Source organism: Rhodococcus sp. EPR-157, assembly GCF_001647195.1.
Classification (GTDB): domain Bacteria; phylum Actinomycetota; class Actinomycetes; order Mycobacteriales; family Mycobacteriaceae; genus Rhodococcoides.
In genome coordinates this window covers 1-1313 of record NZ_LVCV01000583.1, presented here as the reverse complement: position 1 = coordinate 1313, position 1313 = coordinate 1, and the positions used below count along the sequence as shown (strand labels likewise).

Genomic DNA, 1313 nt, shown 5'->3' with positions numbered 1-1313 from the left:
TGTCAACCGTGTTGTGGGTGTGCAAGTAGGCCGAATACTTCGCGGGCTATGGCACGTTTGAGGCAGCGCATAATCTCGCGCGGTGTTTTGCCTTCTGCGAGTCGACGGTCGCGGTAGCGCTTGGTTCGTTCGTCGCTGCGTAATCGGACCAGGGCGATGATGTAGAGGGCGCGGTTGGCTTGACGGTCGCCTCCGCGGTTGAGTCGGTGTCGGTGCGTTCGACCTGAGGACGCCTGGATCGGTGCGACACCGCACAGGTGCGCAAAGGCTGCTTCTGTGGTGATGCGATCCGGATTGTCGCCGACGGTGATCAGCAACTGAGCCGCGGTGTCGACGCCGATGCCGAATCGAGCGAGGAGCTGGGGTGCGTGTTCGGCGACGAGTGCTTCGATGTGTTTGGCGAGGTCGCGTTCTTCGGTGGTCAAACTGTCGATTCGGATCGCAATCGTTCGCAGCGCGTTCTGCACGGCTTCATCGAGTGTGAGAACTCTGTGGGTAGCGGGCGCGAATCCTCTGCAGGTGGCGAGCAGGACCGCATCGGTGAGGTCTCGAAGCTCGGTGCGAATACTGTCGGGGGCGTTGACGATCATCGACTTCAATTGGGTGATTGCTTCGGCACGCGACTTCACGCAGGAGTGACGTGCGTTGTGCAGGAAACGAATTGCTTCGACATTGCCGTCATGCGCTTTGGGTGTCGTGGTGGCTTTTCCGGTCAGCGCAGCTCGTGCGGCCGAACGCGCATCGACCGGATCGGATTTGCCCTGGGCTCGGCGCGAACGACGGTCAGGGCGGTCGACGTCGACGACCTCGACGTCGGCGTTGTGCAATGCGGTCGCCAACGTGGATCCGTAGCTTCCGGTTCCTTCCACTCCGACACGTTCGACAGCGCCCGCCGCGGTGATCCAGGCGATCAACTCGGTGACGCCGGCAGCGGTGCTGGCGAACTCTCGGTCGTCGAGATCACGTCCGAGGTGGTCGATGAGTGCAACGTGGTGCGTGTCCTTGTGAGTGTCGACGCCGACGAAGATGCGGGCGCTGACATCGAGCAGGTTTTCGGTCATGCTGGTCATGGCTATCCCCTTCGAGGTGGAGGCCACGCACCGGCCGGGCGGCGGACAAGACTGTGATGGGACTCTTTGGACAGGCTCCTATGAGGTCACTTCGCCCACCGGTCGCGTGTGTGTACAACCGCCAGTGAGATGGGGCCGACACATCATTCGTAGGACAGTCTGAGACGTCGGTCTGTTTCAGAGTCAGGCCCCAACTCACTGGAGAAGTCCAGTATCAACCGGACACACCCATACTCACAGTCT

The 1313-nt window shown here is 61.4% G+C and carries 1 protein-coding gene; it reads right to left on the bottom strand.

Going from position 1 to position 1313, the window contains the following annotated elements:
* Positions 1-2: 2 nt before the first annotated feature.
* Positions 3-1070 (bottom strand): IS110 family transposase, encoded by a 1068-nt coding sequence (locus A2J03_RS25425; RefSeq protein ID WP_231912715.1) that lies wholly within the window; start codon positions 1068-1070, stop codon positions 3-5.
* Between the last annotated feature and the right edge of the window lie 243 nt (positions 1071-1313).

Bases quoted from the DNA above. Each gene is read 5' to 3' on its own strand.
- A2J03_RS25425 (WP_231912715.1), bottom strand. From the start codon at position 1,070: ATGACCAGCATGACCGAAAACCTGCTCGATGTCAGCGCCCGCATCTTC.